The organism is Streptomyces sp. NPDC102279 (assembly GCF_044766365.1).
Classification (GTDB): Bacteria; Actinomycetota; Actinomycetes; order Streptomycetales; family Streptomycetaceae; genus Streptomyces.
The window spans coordinates 368,575-389,949 of record NZ_JBIWLU010000005.1; the positions used below are offsets into that span (position 1 = coordinate 368,575).

At 67.8% G+C, this 21,375-nt stretch carries 14 protein-coding genes, 1 tRNA gene and 1 pseudogene; 2 read left to right on the top strand and 14 right to left on the bottom strand.

What is annotated here, in order from left to right; translation table 11 throughout:
* Window positions 1–285 precede the first annotated feature (285 nt).
* Together ACIRQH_RS14570 and ACIRQH_RS14575 are read right to left on the bottom strand one after the other, a co-directional pair.
* Window positions 286–558, bottom strand: coding sequence for a hypothetical protein (locus tag ACIRQH_RS14570; RefSeq protein ID WP_388872561.1), 273 nt, complete (start codon window positions 556–558; stop codon window positions 286–288).
* Between the two features lie 385 nt (window positions 559–943).
* Window positions 944–1,318: a hypothetical protein gene (locus ACIRQH_RS14575; protein WP_404225962.1), complete on the bottom strand. Its 375-nt coding sequence runs from the start codon at window positions 1,316–1,318 to the stop codon at window positions 944–946.
* A gap of 298 nt (window positions 1,319–1,616) precedes the next feature.
* On the opposite strand from ACIRQH_RS14575, the pseudogene ACIRQH_RS14580 reads away from it, so the two are divergent.
* Window positions 1,617–1,730 (top strand): annotated as a pseudogene (locus ACIRQH_RS14580) (oxidoreductase); the annotation flags it as partial.
* 58 nt (window positions 1,731–1,788) lie between these two features.
* Here the strand turns inward: ACIRQH_RS14580 and ACIRQH_RS14585 are convergent.
* The 4 genes from ACIRQH_RS14585 to ACIRQH_RS14600 all read right to left on the bottom strand — a co-directional run bounded on the left by ACIRQH_RS14585 (window position 1,789) and on the right by ACIRQH_RS14600 (window position 5,580).
* A tRNA-Arg gene (locus tag ACIRQH_RS14585) sits at window positions 1,789–1,861 on the bottom strand.
* A gap of 160 nt (window positions 1,862–2,021) precedes the next feature.
* Window positions 2,022–3,509, bottom strand: a complete 1,488-nt coding sequence (locus ACIRQH_RS14590; protein ID WP_404225964.1) for a hypothetical protein — start codon at window positions 3,507–3,509, stop codon at window positions 2,022–2,024.
* Window positions 3,506–4,420 carry a hypothetical protein gene (locus ACIRQH_RS14595; RefSeq protein WP_404225966.1) on the bottom strand — a complete coding sequence of 305 codons (915 nt, stop codon included), beginning with the start codon at window positions 4,418–4,420 and terminating at the stop codon, window positions 3,506–3,508. The genes ACIRQH_RS14590 and ACIRQH_RS14595 overlap by 4 nt, the downstream gene beginning before the upstream one ends.
* A gap of 212 nt (window positions 4,421–4,632) precedes the next feature.
* Window positions 4,633–5,580 carry a hypothetical protein gene (locus ACIRQH_RS14600; RefSeq protein ID WP_404225968.1) on the bottom strand — a complete coding sequence of 316 codons (948 nt, stop codon included), beginning with the start codon at window positions 5,578–5,580 and terminating at the stop codon, window positions 4,633–4,635.
* A gap of 145 nt (window positions 5,581–5,725) precedes the next feature.
* Here ACIRQH_RS14600 and ACIRQH_RS14605 point away from each other — a divergent pair, with 145 nt between their 5' ends.
* The gene (locus ACIRQH_RS14605; RefSeq protein ID WP_404225970.1) at window positions 5,726–6,073 is read left to right on the top strand and encodes a helix-turn-helix domain-containing protein; all 348 of its coding nucleotides are present in this window, start codon (window positions 5,726–5,728) and stop codon (window positions 6,071–6,073) included.
* A 236-nt stretch (window positions 6,074–6,309) separates the two neighbouring features.
* Here the strand turns inward: ACIRQH_RS14605 and ACIRQH_RS14610 are convergent, their stop codons facing one another.
* The 8 genes from ACIRQH_RS14610 to ACIRQH_RS14645 form a co-directional block, all read right to left on the bottom strand.
* Window positions 6,310–6,891 (bottom strand): hypothetical protein, encoded by a 582-nt coding sequence (locus ACIRQH_RS14610; RefSeq protein ID WP_404225972.1) that lies wholly within the window; start codon window positions 6,889–6,891, stop codon window positions 6,310–6,312.
* 285 nt (window positions 6,892–7,176) lie between these two features.
* Complete coding sequence (locus tag ACIRQH_RS14615; protein WP_404225974.1) at window positions 7,177–7,476, bottom strand: hypothetical protein; 300 nt, start codon at window positions 7,474–7,476, stop codon at window positions 7,177–7,179.
* Window positions 7,477–7,485: 9 nt separating this feature from the next.
* Window positions 7,486–8,049, bottom strand: coding sequence for an ISAs1 family transposase (locus ACIRQH_RS14620; RefSeq protein ID WP_404225976.1), 564 nt, complete (start codon window positions 8,047–8,049; stop codon window positions 7,486–7,488).
* Window positions 8,050–8,225: 176 nt separating this feature from the next.
* Window positions 8,226–13,721: a DUF4011 domain-containing protein gene (locus tag ACIRQH_RS14625; RefSeq protein ID WP_404225978.1), complete on the bottom strand. Its 5,496-nt coding sequence runs from the start codon at window positions 13,719–13,721 to the stop codon at window positions 8,226–8,228.
* A gap of 495 nt (window positions 13,722–14,216) precedes the next feature.
* A complete protein-coding gene (locus ACIRQH_RS14630; protein WP_404225980.1) occupies window positions 14,217–14,552 on the bottom strand; it encodes a hypothetical protein in 336 nt (111 codons plus the stop codon).
* Between the two features lie 396 nt (window positions 14,553–14,948).
* Complete coding sequence (locus tag ACIRQH_RS14635; RefSeq protein ID WP_404225982.1) at window positions 14,949–18,338, bottom strand: ATP-binding domain-containing protein; 3,390 nt, start codon at window positions 18,336–18,338, stop codon at window positions 14,949–14,951.
* Window positions 18,339–18,439: 101 nt separating this feature from the next.
* Window positions 18,440–18,808: a hypothetical protein gene (locus ACIRQH_RS14640; RefSeq protein WP_404225984.1), complete on the bottom strand. Its 369-nt coding sequence runs from the start codon at window positions 18,806–18,808 to the stop codon at window positions 18,440–18,442.
* The gene (locus ACIRQH_RS14645) at window positions 18,808–21,267 is read right to left on the bottom strand and encodes an AAA family ATPase (protein ID WP_404225986.1); all 2,460 of its coding nucleotides are present in this window, start codon (window positions 21,265–21,267) and stop codon (window positions 18,808–18,810) included. The genes ACIRQH_RS14640 and ACIRQH_RS14645 overlap by 1 nt, the downstream gene beginning before the upstream one ends.
* Window positions 21,268–21,375 lie beyond the last annotated feature (108 nt).

Here is a 21,375-nt window from a genome sequence, read left to right on the forward strand (position 1 = left end):
CAAGAACATCAAGGTCTACCGGACTGGCAAATAGCGGGGCTTCTGCGTGGGCAACCGCAGCCACCGGATCAAGCCGGCGGAATCGTAGTGAGCCCAACAACCCTCAAACGGTCTTGAAAACCGTCGTCGCAGCGATGTGACCGCGGGTCCAGATCTCACACCCACCGCAGGTGAACGGCCCCTGACCAGGTGACTCGGTCAGGGGCCGTCTACGTGAGTTGTCCGCCAGCAACCGTGCTTCCCGCTATTTCCCGGCCGAACGGGCACGGGAGGGGCACGGACTACTCATTCATCATCCGGATCTTCGAGGCCGAGGTGGTCCGGCGTTTCGAGGAGTGCCGCCTGTCTCTGGGCGTCGGGCTCCCGGCCGGCCACCTCTCGGATCACCTTGGCAAGTCTGTGCCGGTCATCGGCGGTGAGCCGGCTGAGCTTGTGCGCGACGTCTTCGAACCACGGCACGCAGGCATCCGGATCAACGTCTTCGTCATCCGTCATGTCGATGGAGATCATGAGGTTCGCCAGGGCATCGGCGAGCGTGATCAGCAATGGGTCCGTCATGGTTTCCTCCAGCCGGTCGAGAGAGCTGCGCCGGACACTACGTGAGGCCGGCGGAACGGCTTTGGGCTGGCGCTGCCATGCGGCGAGTGATCATGGCCCCGTAGACTGATCGCGAGTCGGGCAGTCTCCTGAGCTGCCCGGTAAAGCACGACACTAGGGCCACGATCTTCGAGGCTCGCCCCATGGTGGCTGCCTAAAGTCGCGGAGCCGACCGCCCCGGCCACGCTGTGTTCTGGCCTCATGTCGCTGGCCAATCCTCCAGGGCGCGCGTCTGCGCAGCCCGCGCGGAGCGGGCCGAAGGCAGGAGCGTCGCGCGGAGCGGAGCCGGGAAACGCGCGCGGCGGAGCGGAGCGCAGCCAGGTTGAACAGTAGAGAAAGCTGTAACTCACGCAGTGGCGTGGGGCTGTTCGGTCTCGGGTGACGCTTGAGGCGCTCGTCCGGCTGATGGTTGGGCATCGTGGTGTGCGCTGCGGAACTCGTCCAACAGGTCGAAGAACAACTCCATCGCGGGCACGTCGGTTGCTTCCGCTGCCCGCTCGATCTCGACCGCCCAGCCCAAGGCGCTGGGATACGCCATGCCCAACCGCTTCCACAGCCACTCGGCGAACGGGCCGCCGTTCAGGAAGTCGAACCCTTCCCCAACCCCGTGGATCTCCAGGGCAACGCGGTACCCGGTCAGGATGGAGTCCAGGTGTTGCACCGAGCTGCGACGAACCCACATGCCGGGACGCAGCCGCACCTCCTCCAGGAAGTCATACACATCGGTCAGTGCGCTCAGTGGCCTAGGCCGTCTCCTGGCTCTTCCCGTCTCTGTCATGCCGCCACCCTGGTGATGACCTGCCGTTACAAGGATCGGTCGTCATAGGGCTTGAACTCAACTACACAGACTGGGAGTTCCTGTCCCTGTCGTTCGGCAAGGGCCAAGAAGAGCGCTGACCGCGCTGTCCACGTGACCGTGTGCAGGCTCGCTCCACCGAGACCGTGCACGGCTCCGACCGCAGCAGTGCTCTTCTCGTCTCGACGCGGCCCTCGTACAGCCAATCCCAGGCTTCCTCGAGAGCATCACCATGGACGTCTACACGCACGTCGTGCAGGACACCCGGCGCGAGGCCATGAGCCACATGGACCGGCTGCTCAGGAAGTGCCCCGGCGTCAGTGACCGCCCCCGTTGATGTCAGACGTAGATGTCAAAGGCCACCTACCAAGATTGGTAGGTGGCCTTTTCCCATGTGCCCCCGGCAGGATTCGAACCTGCGACACCCGCTTTAGGAGAGCGGTGCTCTATCCCCTGAGCTACGAAGGCGGGGATCTGTCGGAAAACGTGTCTGAAAGTCTGCCGAGATTGACGGACCGCTCAGGCTTGCTTGGCGACAGGTCGTGGTGGCAGCCCGTGAGAGCGTAGCCACCGCGGTCAGTGTAGCGGGTGGTACCTGATCCAAGGGCGGAGAGATGTGCGCACTGGCTCAGGCGGCGAGCGCGTGGGTGATCTTGGCTCGGGCGACGGAGTTGCTCAGCCAGGCGTAGCCGATGTAGATCAGCAGGGCCGCGTCGGCCCCGTAGGCAGGGACTCTCTTGTGGGGGTAGCTCTGGTCGAAGCGGGAGTGCTGGGACTCGCTGTCCTGGCGGAAGCCCTTGAGGCGGCGGCCGGCATGGGTGTCCGGCGGTATCTGCCTCAGGTGCTCGGTGCGGTTGAAGCGCTGCCGCTTGGTCGAGGGGTCGATCTCCCGGTCCTCCGGGGTTTCGTCGACTCGGATGCGCAGGGTGTGGTTCTTCACCTGACAGGGGATGGTCAGCCGGTGGTAGAAGCGGGTCCGCTTCGAATCGCGGCGCTCGAGTTCTTCCACGGGAAGCGGCGTGTAGTGAGTGGTGCCGTCGTCGGCGATCAGACGTTTGCAGACGCGGCCCTCGGCGACGTAGAGGTCGTGGTGGCAGGGACCGTCCTCGAAGCGTTGGAGGGACTCGGGTGCGAGTCCTCCGTGCTGGGTGGTGAAGACGACGAGGCCGTCCGCGATGAGGGGTGCACGGTGGGATCCGCGGAGGGCGGTGTCGTAGGTGATGGCGCGCAGGCCAGGGGCTCGGCCGAGGACGTACCGGGCGAGCTTGACGAAGGCGGTGCCTTCGTCGTCGCGGTGGGGGTCGAGCTTGGCCGACTTGTGGCGGATGGACTCGATGCCCAGGATGACTCGGCTGTGGGGAATGTTGCCGAGACGGACGGCCGCGGAGAGGAATTTGTTGCCGTACACGCGGGTCCCACCGCCTTCGACTGTATTGCCAGCGTCAGGATCGACGCGGTGCGAGCGGATCTCCCCGGTCACCTCGTTGGCAGTCTCGCTGTGCCTCTGTGAGGAGGGCGGGCAGGCGACGGTGGCATCGGCGTGAATGACCTGGTGGCGCTCGGGGTAGCTCCGGCTGACCCGAGTGCCCGCCTCGCTCAGCATCCCGTGGTCGAGCGCCTGCTGGATCCACAGGTCCCGGCTGATGTCGCGTACCTCGGCGAAGGCGGGCTTCAGTTTCGCGTGGAAGTAGTAGTTCCACTGGCCTCGGGTCGGGCCGACCGGCAAAAGGGCGTCGGCGACCGCATCGCCCATGTGGGTACGGACGCTCATGCGGACGAGGTCCCACCAGAGGGGACGCTGGAGATGGCAGGCGGTAGCTCGCGCTGAGCCGAACAAGGAGATCGCGCAGAGAAAGATCAGATAGACGACAGGTGGGTGGTGGGCAGGGCGTCCGACGCGGCTGGGACCGGGGAGGGAGCGTGCGGCTGCGTAGAGGTCGGGGTTGTTCAGGAGGTACTCGAACCGCTCGTCTGTGGTCAGGGGCGGGGCTTCTGGGCTCTTGGGCGGGAGGGGATCGGTGGCTGCGCCGAACGTGTCGTCGGGGACTTCGGCCATGACGTAGGCCGGCTGCTTCGTCACCGGCTTGCGCCGGGCTCGCTTCCTGGGAGCGGTCATGCGGCATCACCGCCTGTGTGCCACTGCAGATCGGCCAGGCTGGCGGCGACGTCGAGAGAGGACAGGCCCAGGTGGCGGGCGACCTCGGAGAGCTGGCCGGTCTCGTTGAGGATCTTGCGGGCGACGTAGCGGGTGATGTCGCGGGGCTCGACCTTGCGGGCGCGCGTGGACAGTCCGCTGCGTCGCGCGATGTCCCCGAAGCCCGACCCGACGCTGGACTGCACCACGTTCGGGGCGGAGGTGGCACTGGCCACGAGCCGGTACGGGGCCGCTCCTCGCCTGCCGAGATGCGTGGCGCGCAGCCCCAGGACGTAGACGCCCCACTCGTCCAGCGGGCAGGTCCGGGCGAGTGTCCGAGTCGAGCCCTTGGTGTGTACGGCGCCCGCGGTGAGATCCAGATCGGCGCTGGACGCGGCGCCGACCTCGGCGCTCCAAAATCCTGCGAGGAAGAGGGCGAGCAGGGCTGCGTGGCGGGTAGCCGGCATGCCCCGCTCGGAGTGGAACTGCAGTCGGGCGATTTCATGAGGCTGGAGATCAGCTCCAGGCCGGCGGGGACTACGGGCAATGGGCTCGGAGTCGACCGTCGGTGCGGCCTTCGTCAGACCGAGCGCACGCGCATGCACGAACAGGGACGTCACGGCGGAGCGTCGCTGACGGCGGGTGCTCCCTGCAGGAGTGGGAATGATGCCTCGGTGGCGGTCGTGCCCCGGGGCATTGACGAACGCTTCGGCCAGCGCTGGGGTGACGTAATCCAGCCGAGTGATCTGGTGAGCCCGGGCGAAGTCGATGAGGTGTTCGGTGACTTCGATGTACTCGTCGACGGTCTCGATGCTCATCACCCCGTCCCACGCGAGTTGCTTCCAGACGCGGGACACCTGCAACAGCGCTTCCTTGATCGTCGGCCTAGCCATGTCGACCCCCCGCCGGGACCGTGTTCCGTGCGGGTGAATCCCACCCGCTGCATCGTGAGGTCGCGCTACCGTGGGCAGCGCTCCTCTCCTTGTGTGAGGGCATGCCGAAGCCCCTTCCGTGCGGTCTTGCCGCGGGGTTGATGGGTGGAGGAGGGGTCCGGCAGCGCCAACCCGGCCAAGGGATGAAGGCGCTGCCGGACCGTACGTGAGGGTCAGAGGGCGGGCTGCCCCCTGAGCTTGGCTGTCAGGGCGGCCAGACCACGAAGGTGTCCGTGCAGCTGCATCAGCTCCTCCGGACTCAGGCGGACCAGGTCGGCGAGTAGGACAGGCGGACACAGCAGGGCGAGGAGGTCCACCTCGGCGTTTACCGTCGGGCCGGAGTCCGTGGCAGGCTCCTTTGTCTCTTGTCGGGGCGGCGGAATGGAAGCGGCCCCCGGATCCGGAGAGCAGCCTTCCTCGTGGTCGCTGTGGCGGGGGTCGCCTGCTGTCGGCTCTGCCGGGGAGCGGCGATCTCCCGGTGATGTTTCAGCGTGCATTTCGGTCGGGCCGACGCCCTCGGAGAGGTGCGAAGGCATCGGGGGCTGCTGTGCCGCCGCATCCCGGGCGGTCTCCTTCAGCTGGTCCGCGGGGGCGCCTTCATGCCAGCACATGAAACCGTCGCCATCAGGGACGATCATGCCGATGGCGACCAGCAGGTCGAGCAGAGCCTCGGCTTGGCGCATGCGATGGCCATCCGCGCCTGCGGCGGTGAGGAGCCGGGCGAGGAGCCCGTTGCGGGCTGCCGGTCCGGATTCGAGGCGTTCCTTCATGCTGCGGGCAAACCACTGCTGCTTCCAAGCGTCTCGAAGGGCGAGCAGGCCTTCCCGCTCACCCTTCTGCCAAGCAGCCCCTACCTTCCGGCCCTTGCTCGTCGGCCGGTACCTCGAGAAGTGCCCACCCGCCTTTTCCAGGAGGCCGGTGGCGAACAGGAATGCTGGAACAAGACCGCAGTTCTTCTCGGTCAGTCCGGTATCGGTCGCCAGCCGGAACGCGTTGATGAACGGGTCGGCGCTCGAGCACGCGACGCGGATCACCTTGAGCTGGTCGTCTGCGCGCAGCCTGTAAGTCGGCAACAGCCGTTCGTTCGGCGCCAGCAGTGAGCGCCCCTGCACCGTCACCACTCACCTCCAGTACGTGTTGTGATCAGTCCCGGGCGGCGGACCGCCGAGAAACGGGCGCGGGTATCGGCTACACACAGCCTTGCTACTTGAGTAGCATGTGGGATGTGATTGCGCATCCTGGCAGCACCTCCGTCACACTGGGCGCGTGGCTGGAGGAACGAGACGTAGCAAGAGGCCGTGCGAGTACGCGCTCGATGCCAACTGGCCGTACGCAGTGATGGACGGGCATCGGCCTGCGCAGATCGGCCAGGCGATTGCCCGGGCGCTGTCGGAAGCGATGGAGCGGCAGGGGCTGAGTGCCAATGCCCTCGCGTCCGCCGCCGACGTCAACCGGCAGGTGATCACGTACGTGCTGCGGGGCGAGACGTGGCCCGACATTTTGACGGTGGCGAGCTTGGAAATAGCCCTTGGGGAGATGCTCTGGCCCCGCCATTTCGAGTGGCCCGTCGATGAGAACGGCGTCGCACGAGAGCCGCTGCCGCCCCAAGGGTGACGCGGGGTCGAGCAGTTCCACGGCGGCTGCGCCGGGCTCCGAACGAAACAGCGAAAATGGCATGTCTGACCGACCATCCGATGTCGTGGAAATGGCCGAACATCCCGCGCATGCCCGAATGGGCAGCTAGCGTCGAATGTGGCGGCCAAGCCGTCTCAAGACCGCCGCCCCTTGCACGGTGTTGGCCTAGGAACCCGGCCGTGCCTGAGGCGGCGGTCGCCTTTTGTCGGCCTCGTCTAAGCGGCCTCCCATGAGGCCGCGAGCCGGTAATACGCCCGCTTTCCGTCGGAACTGTGGACTTTCTGCAGTACGGACAGACGCTGCAGATGCTCCAGAAGGCACCGGGTTCGCCGCACCGCGCGGGGGGTGTTGCTTTCCAGTAGTTGGGCCACGTCCGATGCGCTCCACGCGCGTCGCGCGTCGCTGCTGATGACCCGCATGGCTGCGATCGAACGAGAGCCCTCGACCCGGACGGGTGCCGCCTGTGTCGAAGGTTCGCCTGGGGGCTCCGGCGAGGGCTGTACGAGTCTCAGCTGGACGGATTCCTGAGGTCGCAGTGAAGCCCGCAGGGTGGCCCCTTTTCGGACCGTGGCCTGGAAGCCGTCAAGCCACTCCCGGGCCTTCTCTCGCTGCAGTGCTGCCTGTTCGCGTTCTTCGGCGGTTTTGGCCATCTCGCGCTGGAGGGTCTCAATGGACTCCTGCAGGCGACGCGTGAGCTCATCTTTGGACAGGATGAGCGCGTCGCACTCCCTGAGCATCGCCTCCATGTCCTTGGCGACCCAGTCCGCGGACGGCGAGCGGCCGTCGATCAGGCTCATGGCGCAACACTAGGGAAGGCGTAAGGCGTCCGTCTGCCCTTCTGAGCCCCAAGCGCATAGCTGACTAATCTTGATTGGCGCGGGTCACGTGCGATTGAATCTGTTCGCTGGCCTGCGCGAAAATCTTCTCCAACTGGACTGATTCAGAAGGCATTTCTGCCCTTCGAGCGCTCTGTGAGGGCGCTGGGTCATGACACATAAAACTTGCTCTCAGGTGCGCTCTGCAGAGAATGCCGGTACTGCCGCAATCAGGGGCATTGAATGGTCGGGATCTGTCCGGTTTCGTCACGTGAGGCCGAGGGCTCGTAGGGGGCGGTGGCAGTCGCGGCCGGTGTGGCGGAGGGCGGTGGCGATGTTGGTCTGGCTGTCCTGGCGGAAGAGGCTGATGGCGAGATAGCGCAGGGTAGCCATGGCGCGGGGCAGGGTGCCGGTGCGGACCTTGGAGTGGTCCTCGCGGAACGTGCGGTCCCGGACGTGGTGCAGGAGGTCCTCGATGCCCCAGTGGCCTCTGATCCAGGTGGCGTCGAAGACGCTCAGGCCGGTGATCAGGTAGACGCGCTCGATGGTCAGTTTCCCGGTGCTCAAGTCACTCCGTCACCCTACGACTTGGATCGCCTGGCGGGTGCCGGGGTAGTCGAGGTGGCTGAACGCGGTGACCTTGAGCCGGCGGATCTCATCACGGTGGGGGGCGTGGTCGCGGGTGCAGTGCCCGAGCGGGACGTCTTGCCAGGGAAGCTTCATGACCTGGGCATACAGGCCCGGATGGTTCTTCTTCACGACGGTCACGTAGTGCGCGCCGCGATTGGTCAGATAGGCCCCGTGGTCGTGTTGGGTGTGCAGGGTGTCGGCGGTCACCACCATGTTCACCAGCTTGAGACCGTCCAGTAATGGCGCGAAGGAGGGGATCTCGTTGCTCTTGGAAGCGACCTGCCGCTGGGCCAGGCCCCCGCCATGGTGGTCCGTCGCCGCCAGCAGTTGGATCGCCGCGGCTGTTGCGGTTCGCGATCCGCGGACCACCTTGCCGTCGACCGCGATCACCCGTCGTACTGGCCCTTCCTCCGTCTCCGGCTCGAACGGGAGCGGCGTTCTGGCCTGCAGATACGCGCTGATCGCTGCGTCCAGCGCGTCACCGTCCACGCGCTGCAGCAGGCAGCGCACGCATGCGACACCGTCCGCAGACCGGTAAGCGGATCGGCAGCGAAGCCGAGGATGCCCAGTGCCCCATGCCCTGGTAGCCGCCATCTGCGAGCACCTCCATGGAAGGGCTGCCGGCCAGGAGCTGGGCAGCACTCCCGTTCCGGGAGCGCTGCCCGCCCACGCGTGCAAAGGCGCCGTCAGCTCCTCACGGTCAGCAGGCGCACGGCCACTCGGCGCCCGTCGTGCTCGTACTCCACGCGGCTGCCGGCCGTCCGACCGAACAGGGCTTGCCCGAGCGGTGCGAAGGGGCTGAGCTTCTCCACGCCCGTCGAGTGTGGCTCCTGGGAGGTGATCTCGTACTCCTGCTGCTCCCCGCCGATCTCCACCTGAACCAGGCGGCCAGGGCACACCGCGTCCACCGCCGCCCTGCGGTCGCCGGTCAGGTAGGCCTTGAGCAGTGCGGCGCGCTCCTCCAACTGCTCGATGCGTCCGCGCTGCTTTCGCTGCTGGTCGGTGCGGGCCCGCGGACGCGAACCGTTCCCTGCCTGGCCGGACTGCCTCTCCAACTCGGCTCGCAACTGGTCCAGCTCGTGGCGGATCCGCTGCTCCGCGGACTCCGGCAAGGCAGCCGCGGACGATACCTTGCCGCTTTGCGCAGGCCGCCGGGGCGCGGGTACGGCCGCCAGGGCGAGCGGTGGTACCGACGCGGGAGCGGTGTCCGGCGTGGCGCTCCGCTGAGGGGCGACGCTCACGCTCCGGGCGGCGGCCCGCTCGACGGCAGTTCTCAGCCGGGCCTCGGCCTTCACCCGGTTGCGGTACCAGTCCGTTCCCCAGATCCGGTGCAACGTCCAGCCGAGGCCTGTGAGCATGGATTCGCGAAGCCGGTCGCGATCACGGGCGGCCTTGGACGAGTGGTACATGGCACCGTCGCACTCGATGCCCAGGGCGTAACGACCAGGGCGCTGTGGATCGCGCACCCCCAGGTCGATGCGGTAGCCGGCGACGCCCACCTGCGGCTGGACGGTGTAGCCCCAGCCGCGCAGCACCTCCAGCACCGACTCCTCGAAGGGGCTCTCGGGCACGGCCTCGGCGTCCTCGGCATCCTGGGCTAGGACGGTCGGCCCGTACTTGGCGTACTTGAGGTAGCGGGCGAAGTGTTCGAAGCTCTCGCTCGCAGACGGCCGCAGGGTCTCGGGCTCGAAGGAGGCCACGACCTCGACCCGGTAGCGGGCGCGGGTGACGGCGACGTTGAGCCGCCGCCAGCCGTCCTTGCGGTTGATCGGTCCGAAGTTCTGGTTGAGTTTGCCGTTCTCGTCCGGGCCGTAGCCGACCGACGTGATGATCACATCGCGTTCATCGCCCTGCACCGCTTCGAGGTTCTTGATGAAGAAGCCGTCCAGGCGGTCGTCGGAGAAGCACTCGTCCAGGTCGGGGTTTCGCCCGCGCTCACGCTCGACAGCCTCCCGGATCACCTCGGCCTGGGACTGGGAGAGCGCGACGACGCCCAGTGAGCGGTTGGGGCGGGTGCGGAAGTGATGGATGACGCGCTGGGCGACCTCGAAGGCCTCACCGGTGTTATGGCGGGCCGCCGAACCAGAGTGGTAGACGCCGTGTTCGGCCTTGAAGAAGGCCACGCCTACGTCGGGCCCCTCGGAGAACGCACCGGGGAAGGTGGTCATGGCGCCCCGGTAGAACTGCTTGTTGCTGAAGGCGATCAGGTGCTCGTGGCGGCTGCGGTAGTGCCAGCGCAGCGACAGCTCCTTGAGCATCCCGTTGCCCTTGGCCAGGGAGAGCAGGGACTCGTAGCGGGGCATCTCCTCCTCGGCGTACGGATCGTCCTCCTCGTCCTCGCCGGCGGTGAAGAACGCGGTGGGCGGCAGCTGGTTCTCATCGCCGGCGACGATCAGAGCCTTGGCCCGGTAGATGCAGTTGATCGCGTCCTGCGGCAGGACCTGGGACGCCTCGTCGAAGATCACTACGTCGAAGGTGAAGTCCGGCGGCAGGAACCGGCTGACCGTCAGGGGGCTCATCATGAAGCAGGGCTTGACGCGCAGTGCGGCCTCACCGGCTTCCCGAAGCAGCACGTGCACCGGCTTGTGCCGCATCTTCTTCTTGCCCTCGTGCTGGATCAGTTTGGTGCCGGCACTGCTGAGCACACCGGGCCGGTTCATGTCGCAGGCGCTCGCCACCCGGATCCGAGCATGTTCGGCCAGAGCCCGGTCGACGTCGCGGAAGGCGGCGACCTTGTCGTCCCGGTCCTTCGCCCGGTTCCACACCAGGCGGGGGTCCTTCTGGATGGCGCGGTCGGCCCAGGAGTGCAATACAGACTTCTCCACCACCTGCGGGAAGTCCTCCGGTGCGACCCCGGCCCGGACGGCACGGGCGGTCAGGTCGCCCAAGGCCGCCTCCTCCAGCGCCCGCTGGCCCCGCTGGTAGGCCGCCCACTCATCGGGGCCTCCGCGGTCGTCGTCGAGCAGGGCCAGCAGCCGCTCGGCTGACGCCGTCACGGACAGGGCCGCGCGCAGTTCACGCCGTCGCTGCTTGTCGAACATCCTGGCCAGCCGGGTGCAGGAGCGGTCCCAGGACTCCTTGTCCTTCTCCAGCGCGCTGTCCGGAAGCGCCTGATGGAGGATCCGGGCCGCCTTGGCAGGGAACGGGCCCTTTTCGAGCATGCAGCCTTCCCGCAGCCGCTGCAGCCAGGTAGTGGCCTCGGCCAGCGCGGTGCGGTCGGTGCTGCGGCCGGCGTACAGCACGCCGAGGAAGTCGCCGTCGCGCTTGGCACGGGCGGCGAACTTCTCGTCGGCAGCCCGGGCGGCCCGGGCCGCCACGATCGCGGCGCGCGCCTCGATCAGGGTCCGGCCATCTCGCCCAGAGACAGTGCTGACGTGCTTGAGCAGCCGTGCGGCCTCCCGCAGCGGTGCCACGTGGGCACTGCTCCAGCGGGCGGCATCCGCCAGGGTGCCGTCCTCCAGGTCGCACGGGGCACCCAGGAGCGGCGGGAGCACCAGTGCGTCGCGCCACGCGGTGAGCAGTTCTTCGGCACTCCGGGCTGCCTCGCGGGCCGCCGGGCGGGGCGCCCCGCCGTACGCGAGCTGGGCGCGCAGCGCCTCGGGATCCACGGGCTGCGGGGCCAGTTCGGCGACCCGCTCGGCGTGGCGGAGTGCCTTCTCCGCGGCGGCGAAGTCGGTCTCCTCGCTCTGCCAGAAATGGCCGAGGAGCTCGCCCTCGCGGCGACCCTCCTGTTCCAGCCGCTGTTGGGCCTGCTGCCAGGCGACGGCGTCCGGCAGCGCCGCCAGGACCTGCTTGGTGCACTTGGCGCCCTCGGGCAGCAGGGCGCGCACGGCACGGCGGTCGGCCCGGTAGGAAGAGGACAAGCGCGCTGTAAGCGAGCGGTGGACGGTGGCGAAGCGCTGGGCCACGTCCACCAGTGCGGCCTCGTCCAGGACCCGGTCGGTGAAATGCAGGCGGGCCTTCTCCCGGGCCGCCCCCAGATCGGCGACCGCATCGGACAGCCGGTGCAGCGCAACACGGGCCTGGTCCGTGCCCGCAGAGGTGAGCCACCCTGCGGGGGGCTTCTCGTCCTGTTTCGTCAAGGACAGCTCGGTCAGGCGGACCAACCGCAGGCCCTGCGCGCAGGTCTCCGGCGCGGGGACGCCGTATGCGCGGGCGCTGTTGGCCAGCAGCTGCAGGGCGCGCTCCAGGTTCTGCGCATCGGCCGCCAGCCGGTCGGCAAGAGCAGTGGCCTGCTCTGCAGTGACACCGGAGAGTTCCAGCCCGGACGGGACGAGCTCGGCCAGCGCCTGCTCCTGTGATCCAGGTTCAGGAGAGAACGGGACGGAGGGGTCGGCCAGCTCGGCCCAGTGCGGTCCGAGAAGCCCGTGGGCTGCCCGTTCGGCAGCCTCGACCACGTCCAGCCGCTGCTCGAATGTCCGGATGCCTTCGGCGACACTGGTCGGATCGGTCCCCAGCCAGGACAGGGGGACAACAGGCCGTTCGGCCCCCAGCCGCAGCGCCTCGACGAGGCACTCGGCGTCGTACAGGCCGTCCCAGCCCATGGCCTCCAGCAGTGGGGCATGTGCCGCCAGGGCACCGCGCAGGACGGCAAAGTCCTCCAGGGCTCTCGCCAGCGCGTCCAGTTCGCCACCGGCTTTACCCAGTCCACGCCAGGCGAACGCCTCGCCTTCCAGGGCGGGGCGCCAGGAACGGGACACCCAGCTTGCGCCGTCGAGGATGCGACGCAGACGCTCCTCGGTGAGGCCGGCCGCGTCGAACTCCGGCTCCGGGGCGAGCTGCTGCAGAGTGTGCAGCAGTGAGACCCGGCCCAGGACGTCGTGCAGGGACCGGTTCATCCCCTCGTGGTGCCCGTTCATCGCGGCGGCGTAGCTGGAGAGCTCCTGGCGCAACTCCTTGGCGGTCAGAAGTTCGTCGCGACGCGCGGCCGGGAAGGAACGGCGGGGCGCGATGAGCGACCTACCAAGCTCCTGAGCGACCTGCTTGCGGTTGGCCGTGTTGCTGTGCAGGGCGAGGACGTAGTCATCCAGGCCCACCTGTTCGAGGCGGTTGCGCACCACGTCCAGCGCGGCCGCCTTCTCACTGACGAACAGGACGCTGCGGCCCTGCTCCAGCAAGCCTGCGATCATGTTGGTGATCGTCTGGCTCTTACCGGTCCCGGGCGGGCCGTCCATCACGAAACTACGGCCGTCGAGCGCGGCGGCCACGCACTGACGCTGGGAGGAGTCGGCGTCCAGCACGAGCGGGGCCTTCTCCGGCGGCTGCTTCTGGTCGATCTGCTCCAGCGGTACCGGGTCGAAGCCGAGCGAGTCCGCGGTGCCGGCCGCGTCGGAGCCCAGGCCCAGGGTGCGCACCAGCGGGCTGCCCAGAACCCGTTGCATGTTGTCCCGCAGGTCCCGGTACATCACCTCCTTGCTGGAGTTGAAGGCGTCCAGCACCATGCGCTCGCTGACCTGCCAACCGGCACGAGCCGAGACAGCGTCCCGGACCTGCTCCAGCAGGGCCGAGGCATCGGTGAGCTCAATCTGCTCTGGAGCGGGCCACTCGACACCCATCTCCTCCATCTTGACGGCCAGCGCCGGATTGAAGCTCAATTCCTCGTCCCCGTTGAGCTCCAGGAGGTAGGAGTCTCCCTTCCATCTGCGCAGCCGCACCGGCACCAGCAACAAGGGCGAGGCGACGGGATCGGCGTCGGCAGCCGGACGCCACTGGAGGAAGCCCACACCGAGGTACAACACCCACAGGCCGTAGTCGTTGTACTTCTCCTGCGCGACGGTCGCCAGACGTTTGAGATGCCTGTCCTGTTCGGCCTGGGTCGCCTTGGTCGTACGCAAGGCGAGGCGCGTGGTGCCGACACCCGTCCGAGAGGCGGGAGTGTCGATGGGGCGGCTGCCGCTCAAGGATGCGACCGCATCGCCAGGGTACGAAGGCAGGCCAGGCTCCGGCCGGACGGCAGCAGAGGCATTCTCCGACACCGGAGCGAACAGGCAGCCCTTGGGCAGAGCATCCAGCACCTGCGCCGGCCTCGGCGCGGTGATGTCCGCACCCGCCTGCCTGCTGCTCCGTCGATAGTGCACCAGCCGGTTGCGGAAGCCCAGGTCGATCAGAGACTTCTGCCAGGACTCCAGTAGCGGCCTCAAGGGGTCGGCGCTTCCGAGCTGTCTGGAGCGGCGGTGGACCATGCTCGTGACTCCGTTCGAAACCGATCAGATGGTGTGGAAACCGTGAAGGATGAGTGGCGGAAGCATAGTGCGTCCGCTCAACTGGCCGAGATGAGAGGCGTGGCAGGTTCGCACTGACCGTCAGGGCGTCCTCGATCGAATCGTCCTGACGGCCATGTCCCGCCAGACCGTGCGATTCGGGACGAGAGCGTCGGCCTCGGCTCGTTGCCTGGCGACCTGGCCGGGGGCGGGCCCGATCTTGTATCGGTGGCAGCGGCAGCGCAGGAACGAGTCCAGATCGAGGCCGATCCCGCCGTGATCTACGGCGATGGCCGGGCCGTCTCTCGACTGTCGACGCCTGGCTCATGGCGGTGGACCCTTACCGCCTCGACAGCCGGTCCATCCGTTCAGCGAGGCGGAGAAGTGAGATGGTCGCCTCGTCGCATCCGGAAGGAAGGTTTCCCTTGATGGATGGGTCGCTGATTAGGGAGCGGCAGCTGGCTCTGGGCGTCATTCTCAGTAGAGAGTGATGGGGCCATCGGGAATCCAGCCTTCTACGTAGCCAGTGATCAGTAGGACGATGCCTTCCGGGTAGATGTCTCTTCTCCGTCTGCGCAATTCCTCGATGCTCCATCGAGTGTGTGCCGTCGACTGCTCCTCAATCGCCGATCCTTCGGCATCGCTGATGCGGACGATGAAGACCCGTGCAGCCGTGGCTCGGTCGAACTCCCAGTCTTCACCGATGCGTGACTCCCGGATTCCATAGACCGACCCGTAGCGTGGATTCGCCACTTTGAATCGCTCCTTTAGGAATCGGGTGGCTGACTCCAGGAAGTCGGTACTGGCAGTCATGCGTACCTGAGGGACGGTCCAGCCGCCACAGCATCCGCCGCAAAGCAGGAGGCGACGTTGGTCGTCCAGCAAGAGGAGGTAGACGCGGCGGTCTAACTGGGGCCAGGGGGCCCAAGGGGTAGTGGAGGGTGACACACCTCAAACGTAAGGATCTGCTACTTGAGTAGCAACTCCTTGATGTCGAACGAGCGAGTGGGCATGTTGGGAAGGCCGGGCTGAGGTGCGCCCCTGGCTGGGCCGATGGATGGCGTCCAGAGTCGACTACCTGCCACTGCAGATGTGGTCATCACTCTTGGCCGTGGAGAGATGCCCACCCAGTGCTCCACGGTTGCCGATATCGAGTGAAGTTCGAGGGCTAGCAGACTGGTGCACGACCCGCCACGGTGTCTGTCGTCGTCACGCCCCGGGGGAGCCCAACGCCGTTTCTGTCTCCTGGCCGCCCCATCCACCTGGGCTCCGCCAGAGGACGTGGACGTTGAAGACGTCGCGGACAGTGTCGGCCGACCAGTCCTCTGCAGGCGGTTCGCAGAGGACTAGATAGAGGCCAGTTGCTGGGGTGGTCAGGGTGTGGTTGATCTCGAGAAGGCGGGTCGCTCCCGAGCGGAGGTCCTGGTAGGTACAGCGGCCGGCGCCCAGGACCTCATAGAGGAGTACGCCGCGGTCCGTGACACAGCTGACGTCGACGATCTCTGAGTCGGTCGGCTGGATGTCTGACCACAGCAAGGCCGACTTCAAGGCATGGCGCACCGCCTCGTGCTTCTTGCAGGTGCGATCGGCGGCTGCCGAAGTCTCCAGCGCGTCCAGGAAGCCCTTCTCTGTGGTCGAAGCCGGTGCGGCGGGTGCTTTGTCGGCGGTGGTCACGGGTGCGGTTTCCTTCTGCTCGGGCTGGGGCGCTGGAGTGGCGGGGGCGCTCTCAGAGTCAGGTTCGGCCTGGGCGGCAAGCCGGGTCCGGAGCGTTTCCTGCGCTTCGGTCAGGGCCTGGGCCCAGGTGGATTCCGTAAGCTCGGCCTGCAGTCGGCTGACATTCAGCGTGCTGTCCTTGAGCACGCGGTTGGCGCCTGTCGCGAGGTCGCGCAGCACGCCCAGACGGTGCCTGTCCGGGGATCCGAGCACACGTCGCACATCCACCCAGTCCGCCTGGTCCCGACGGAGGACGCGGTTGGCCATGCCCTTGAGTTCTGAGAGACGTTCGCGAGCGTCCTCTGGAACCGTGCCGTCACCGCTGATCAGCTCGTCCAGAACGCCGAGTGCTGCCACGTAGCGTTGCGCCATCCTGAACGAAATGGGCTGCCTGCCGCGCTGGTCCGTCGTGAGCACACAGTGGCTCGTCTCGTGGGCGAACACCCAGCAGTCCAGCTCGTCGCCCGGACGCGGGGGAGCAGAGCCGTGGCGGACGGTCAGGACCAAAGGCGAGCCGACGACGGGAGACAAGGCCTTGACCTGGTAGCGGCCGCCGGGCCCCAGGCCGATTACCCGGACCCGGATGTCGGCGCCGATCTCGGGCACGTCACCGCCTGCCATGCGTGGTTCGGCTTCGATAGGTGCTTGGTCGATAGTGCCGTCGGTGTTCGTGAGGGACTCCGGGAGCGGGGAGGTGTGCAGGACGGTCAGGCTCTGAGTGCTGCGGGTGAGCGCCACGTAGAGCTGGCGCAGGCCGGCCGGGCCGCGGTCGGCGATGGTGGCGGGCTCGACGACGAGAACGTGGTCGTACTCCATGCCCTTGGCCTGAGCGGCGGCCAGGACGGATACCGCCTGACGTCCTTGTTCATCGATGCTCTCGGACCGGTCCAGCTGGCGGCTGATCTCGTCGAGCCAGCCGGAGTCGTCGGGGACGATGACGGCGACGGAGCGCGGGGTGTGCCCGTCGCTGGTGCCGACGAGGCGGGTGACCTGGGAGATGGTGTCGTCGAGGAGTCGCCACGGCTCGGTCGCCGTCGTCCGAACGGCGTCCTCGCCTGCCTGGCGTACGGCCTGCGGATAGGGCAGTGCCGGGGCGACCGCACGGGCCAGGGGTGCGACGAACTCCATGATCTCGGCGGGCACGCGGTAGCTGGTGTTCAGCTGGGCGACGCGCCAGTCTCCGTGGTCGGAAAGGAGAGCGCCGAGGCGGTCCCAGTCGGCGTAGGGGTGGGGTCCGGTGGCCTGGGCGAGGTCGCCGAGGACCGTCATGGAGCCGTTCACCGCGCAGCGGCGACGCAGGGAGCGGGCCTGCATGGGAGTCAGGTCCTGTGCCTCGTCGACGACGATGTGTCCGTAGCGTCGAGGGTTCTCACCGGTGATGAGATACCGGAGTTCTTCGAGACAGACGCGGTCGTCGAGGGTCCAGGGGTCGTCGGCGGCCGTGGCGGCCCGGGGCCGGTGCAGGGAAGCCTGCTCCTCGTCGTTGAGGATGCCGTCGGCGCAGGTGCGCAGAAGGTCGGGCGAGTCGTAGAGGCTCCGGAGTGCTTCCCTGGCGCCCGATGACGGCCAGACGCGTTCGATGAGGCGTTCGACCCGGCGGTTGCGTTCCAGGTCGCGACGGATGGTGTCGTCGACCCGGCGGCGCGGAGCGATAGCAGTGAGCTCCTGCAGGAGGCGGTCGACGAGCAGGCTGCGGAAGCGGTCGCGCCGCTCACGGTACGCGCCGTCACCGCTGCGGGCCTCGTCGAGGAGGGCGAGCACTTCGGAGCGCGGTATGCGCAGGGTCGTACTGCCGGCGGTGACAGTGAAACCGGGTTCGTCACCCTCGTAGGAGGCGGCGGTGAGCAGGTCGTCGAGGGCCTCGGGACGGCATTCGCTCTCGACGCGCTGTCGCAGGACAGCCGCCATGCGCTCGTCGGACTTCACCAGTCGTGCCTGCGCGGTGTCGATTCCGAGGATCTCGCCGTCCCACAGGCGGGTCAGCTGTACCGAGTTGACGTCGCGGGTGCCGAGGGTGGGCAGGACCTGCCCGACGTAGTCGAGGAACCGCTGGTGAGGGCCGACGACGAGGATGTCCTGGGCCTTGAAGTGCTCGTTGTTGACCAGCCAGGTCACGCGGTGCAGGCCGACCGCGGACTTGCCGGTACCCGGACCGCCCTGCACGACGAGGATGTCGGAAGGCGAGCCGGTGACCAGATCCATCTGGTCGCGGCGGATCGTCTCGACGATGTCCCGCATGCTGCCGCTGCGCGAGCGCTGGAGCTCGCGCAGCAGGAACTCATCAGGCTGCAGCGGCTTCTGGCGCTGGATACGGGCGATGTCGGCGGGGGTGAGGACGGGGGTGGGAACGGGCGGGAGCGGTGCTTCACTCTTCTGGACGTCGGTGCCCGGGACCGCGGGCAGCGCCTCCGGTTCCGCGTCGTCCGCCGCCGGCCGCGGCTGAGGAACGGGGGCCGCGAGGGCGATCTCGTCGAAGTAGTCCTCGACGACACGCTGGACGCAGCGCAACTGCCGCCGCAGGAGCACCTCGCCCGGGGCGTCGGGCCGCACCTCGAACCACTTCTTGGCCAGTGGGCTGGTCCAGAGAAGGACCACACGGTCGCCGGTCGCGGGGTCGCTGACGCCACGTCGTCCCACGTACCAGGGATCGGGCTCGTCCTGTACATCGATGCGGCTGATGACCAGGGATTCGTTGCCGAGACCGCCGTACGACGCGGCGCGCTCCTCGGCTTCGATCCGGTTGGCGACACTGTCTTTGCCACTGGCGGAGGCCGAGGCGACCGAACCCCCGGTCAGTTCAGTCAGGCGCGTGGCATAGCAGTCGTACGCGTGGTCCACCGCCTTCTGCTCGACGGCGATGATCTCGTCACGTGTGGTGGTGCCCATGTGTATCCCTCCCTTGCGACGTCCCAAACGAAGGACGTTGCTACGGGCCTGAGCCCGTACCCCGGCGAAAGAACTATCAGAGATCGGTTGGTGCCACTCGGTCAGGGGCCGAATTCTCGGACCAGCTCGCCGACCTCCGCCCGCCAGGCAAGAACCTGGTCGCGCGTGGGGCCGATCTCGTACTGGTGGTAGTGGCACCCCAGACACAGGTGAGACCAGACGGCCTTGGCCCGACGGGCAGTTTCCGCCGCGGTGTAGCAGCGCAGACAGAGCATCCGGGCCCGCCCGGTGGTCCTGGACAACCCGGGCACCGCCGCGTCCAGCACTTGGCCGACAGCGACCTCCAGGGCGGTCCGCAGCGCCAAGGCCGCTCCGCGGTGACAGCCGACTGCTGTGGCGCCGAGGTTGCCGATGAGGAGCCGGTCGGCCGTCAGCAGGAGGTCTTCGACGGAGGTGGCAGGACTGGTCATCACGCGGTCACCTCCGGCTTGCGCACCGTCTGCGCCAGGGCCTCGACGTCCTTCACGAAACGGCGTGCGTCAGTGATCTGTGCGCCTCCCGAATGGGCACCCATCTGGCACTGCTTGATGAGGTATGCCGCCTGGGCTCCATAGCGAGTGCGCACTTCCTGGTCGACGTCGGCGGTCCGCCCGATGTCGCCGAACAGGGCGAGTGCCGCGATCTTCCTGAACTTGTCAGCGTCGCCGATGGCGGCCTGCAGCGCGTGCTCGGAACCGCCGGAGCGGTGGTGTCGGACCCATGCGGCTTCGAGGAAGGCGTTTTCCAGGGCGATACGGCACAGGCTGGGCAGCACATGAGTTCGTGCCGCCGACGGAAGGTCCGGGGTGCTGACGATGGCCATGGCGTCGGCGAGCGCCTGGGCGACCGGGTCGGTCACAGGCTTGACCGTCACTCTCGACGACGTACCCCGGTCGACCTCGAACACGGTCACGGGCAGTTCCTGGCCGGCGAACGCCCGCTGGAGCCGGGTGTCGTGGGTGAACACAACGACCTGCCGGTGCTTGCCGAGTTCGGACAGGACCTGAGCGAGTCCGTGAACCTTGGCGGGGTCCATGGACTGCACGGGGTCGTCGATGATGACGAAGCCGAACGGGCTGTCGGCGGTGGCGGCCCGGGGCAGGAACAGGGACAGCGCGAGGGAGTGCTGTTCGCCCTGGCTCATGACGCTGAGCGCTGAGGCTTCCTGACCGTCGACGGAGACGTCCATGACGAGCTTGCGGACGGTAGCCTTCTCGCTGCCCTTCAGGCTCACGGCCGTGAGGTCGATGTTGCTCTCCTGGCGAAGCTTTTCCCAGATCCGCTGCGAGTGGTCCGCGAAGCCCTCCATACGCTGCTCCCGCAGCTCGGCGGCCAGGGCCTTGATCCAGGTGCTCGCCTTCTTGAGGTCACGCAGCCGGCCCTTGTTCGTCTCTACGGCGAGGGCCTTCTCCGCCCAGCCCGTCAGGCGGGTGACAAGCCTGCGCCAGCGTTCGTCCCGCTTCTCCAGCTCCCTGCAGGCCCTTTCCTTGACCGCGGCGCAGGCATCGGCCAAGGGCGCGGCGGTTTCGTGGGCACGCCGGGCGAGTTCGGCGGGATCGCTGATCGTACGGCAGGCGGTCCAGGCGCCCCAGGGATCGGTCAGGGCGACGGGGATCCGCCCAGGCGTGTGGACGAGGTCCTGCACAGCCCGAGCGGCCGACCGGAGTTCGCTGCGCGCGTCCGCGGCGGCCGTCGCCTCCTGCCGCAGTGCGGCGATCTGGGCGGTGGCATCCGTGGCCCAGGCAGCGTCCAGCATCCCGTCGGTCCGGCACACAGGACACGAATCCTCGTCGGGGTGGCGGTCGTTGTGTGCCACCGCCCGCTCGAGGAGTTCCGCACGCTGCAGAGCGTCTTCGGCGCCAGTACCGCGCAGGTCCTCGACGTTGGCGAGGGCCTTACGCAGCCGGTCCACAGCCGCGCCGACCCTTGCCATGTCGGGTCCCTCTACGTCGGCCTCGGCGCGCAGCTCGGCGAGCAGGCCCTCGTCGGCGTTGGGCAGACCACTGACCAATGCTTCAAGGGTCGCGAAGTCGGGAGCCCCCTTCGAGTCGATGGCCACGAGTGCCTCTACCGCGCGCTCGTCGTCCTCGAGCTCGTACAAGCCCTCCTTGAGGCTCGGCAGCTCCGCCTTCGCCACCTTCGCCGCGTCCTCGAGCGCCTTGGCCTCCGCACGGAGCCGACTGTCGGCAGTGTTGAGCTGCCCCAGACCGAGAATGGTGGCGATGGCGTCGTACATCTCGGACGGTTTGCCACTGATCATGCGGTCCAGGTCGACGTACGACAGGAAGGGCCGGTAATCCGTCAGGGCCTGCCTCCAGTCCACCTGGTCGAGGGGCACACGACCGTGCCCGGGCCGCTTGAGTTCACCCTCGGAGTCGTTGAAGTCCTCGCCCTTCCACGTCCGGGTCAGTGTGCTGCGACCGGTGTCCCCCTCGATCGCGAGCTTCACCTCGATCTCCGGCTTGCCGGTGTCGTGCAGGTTGCGCCAGTTACGGCTGCGCGTCGCGTCCTTTCCGTGCCACCGCAGGTTGGTGCCGGTGAAGGCCGTCTCGATGCTCTCGGCGATGCTGGACTTGCCGGAGCCGTTACGGCCGACGACGAGGTTCACGCCGGGCCGGGGGCTGAGCTTCAGCCAGGCACGGGGACCGATGCCGCGGAACCGGGCGACGGCGACGGACTCGAGGTAGATCCGTCCGGCCTGGGCGGCCTGCCGGGTCTCGCCGTCGCCCAGGGCCTCCTTGAGGATCACCTTCACGGCCTCGGTGAGGTCTGCCCCCGCCAGGCGGGTCTGCACCAGATCCGCCACAGGGACGGGCTGCTCGACCTGAGTCCGCTGGGCGGGGAGGGTGAGGTGGAGCGCGTTCTGTTCGGGCTGTTCCGTCACGGTCATGGGGTGTCTCCCGGGTCCGGTGCTGATGCGGAGGAAGGGTGGGACACCGGCTGCGACCGTGGAGGGTGTGACTCCTGCGCCGCATCCGACACCGGGAACGATAGGGAG